Genomic DNA, 1719 nt, shown 5'->3' on the forward strand with positions numbered 1-1719 from the left:
CCAGCGCGATCGCCCAGGCGCTCGCCGGCACCCCGGCCGTCCCGTTCCTGGAACGCAACGGCTTCGGCTGCGTGCTGACCACCCGGGGGGTGGTGCTGACCGTCGCCGAGGCCGATCCGGGGCCGCTGGCCGCGCTGAACCCGCCCGGCTACCGGCTGGTCCGCTGGACGGGCCCGGTGCCCGACCGGCTGGCCGTCGCCTACGCCTACGCCAAGCGGGCGATGGCCGACCACACCGACGGCCGCACCTCGGTCTGGAACGCCGACATGGTCCGCGAGACCGGCGAGGCCGTCGCCAAACGCGGTGACGACCTGTACACGGTCGCCGCCCTGCACGGCTCCCGGCTCGCGGGCTTCACCGAGATCGTCATCCCGGGCGACGCGCCCGAACGCGCGTTCCAGTACGACACCGCGGTCGTTCCCGAGCACCGGGGCCGGCGGATCGGGATCTGGCTGAAGGCCGTGATGCTGACCTGGCTCGGCGCGGAGCGTCCCGAGGTCGTCGAGATCGAGACCGACAACGCCGAGGAGAACGCCCACATGCTCGCCGTCAACCGCGAACTGGGCTTTCTCCCGCAGCGCGAATACCGCGAATACCAGGCTGACGTGATCGACCTCCCGTAACCGATCTAGTATGGGATGGTGACTTCGGGTGAATATCTGAGGTTCCCGCATCTCCGGGGGAGCCTGCTGACCTTTGTGGCAGAGGACGACGTCTGGCTCGCCGCCATCGACGGGGGGCGGGCGTGGCGGCTTTCCGCCGACCGGACTCCTGTCAGCCATCCACGGCTGTCGGCCGACGGCGCCAAAGTCGCCTGGACGACCTGGCGGGACGGCGATCCGGAGGTCCATCTGGCCTCCGTGGACGGCGGGCCCAGCGAACGGCTGACCTACTGGGGGTCGTCGTCCACCCGGGTGCGGGGCTGGACCCCGGGCGGCCGGGTGCTCGCGACCAGCTCGACCGGCCAGCCGTTCTCCCATTTCACCTGGGCCTACGCCGTGCCGATCGACGGTTCGACGGCCGCGCGGCTGCCGTACGGCCCCGTCGTCGATCTGATGCTGGCGGGGGAGCACCGGTCGGAACAGGTCGCGATGATCACCGGCGGTTCGAGTGAGCCGGCCCGGTGGAAGCGGTACCGGGGCGGCGGGATGGGCCGGCTCTGGACGGGCCCGGCCATCGAGCCCGCCGAGTACCGCACGGAGGCCGACGGCGAGCTGTCCATCGCCGAAGGGCATTTCTCCCGGATCCTTGCCGGTCTGGGCGGCCACCTCGACTCGGTCATGATCGTCGCGGACCGGGTGGCGTTCCTGTCCGACCATGAGGGCGTCGGCGCGCTGTACTCGTGCACGTTCGACGGCCAGGACCTGCGCCGGCACAGCGACAACGAGGCGTTCTACGCCCGGCAGGCCGCCACCGACGGCCAGCGGATCGTGTACGCCTCGGCCGGGCAGATCTGGCTGCTCGACGATCTGGACTCCCCGCCGCGCCGGCTCCACATCGAGCTGGGCGGCGCGGGCACGGCCCGCCGCCCCCGCCTGGTGACGGGCGAGGACCAGCTCGGCGGCTTCGCCTGCGACGACACCGGCAGGGCCGGGGCCGTCGAGGTCGCCGGGACCATCCACTGGGTTACCCACCGCGACGGCCCCGCCCGCACCCTGGCCGCCGATCCGAAGGCGCGCTGCCGCAAGCCGGTCGTGCTCGGCAACGGCACCGGGGGAG

General features: G+C 72.5%; 1 protein-coding gene and 1 pseudogene. Both read left to right on the forward strand.

What is annotated here, in order from left to right; genetic code table 11:
* The coding region (locus ACYVE7_RS33560) for a GNAT family N-acetyltransferase (RefSeq protein ID WP_460370543.1) at positions 1-623 on the forward strand (623 nt) is incomplete at its 5' end.
* A gap of 75 nt (positions 624-698) precedes the next feature.
* Positions 699-1719, forward strand: a pseudogene (locus ACYVE7_RS33565) (peptidase S41); the annotation flags it as partial.

The organism is Actinocorallia lasiicapitis, assembly GCF_054778695.1.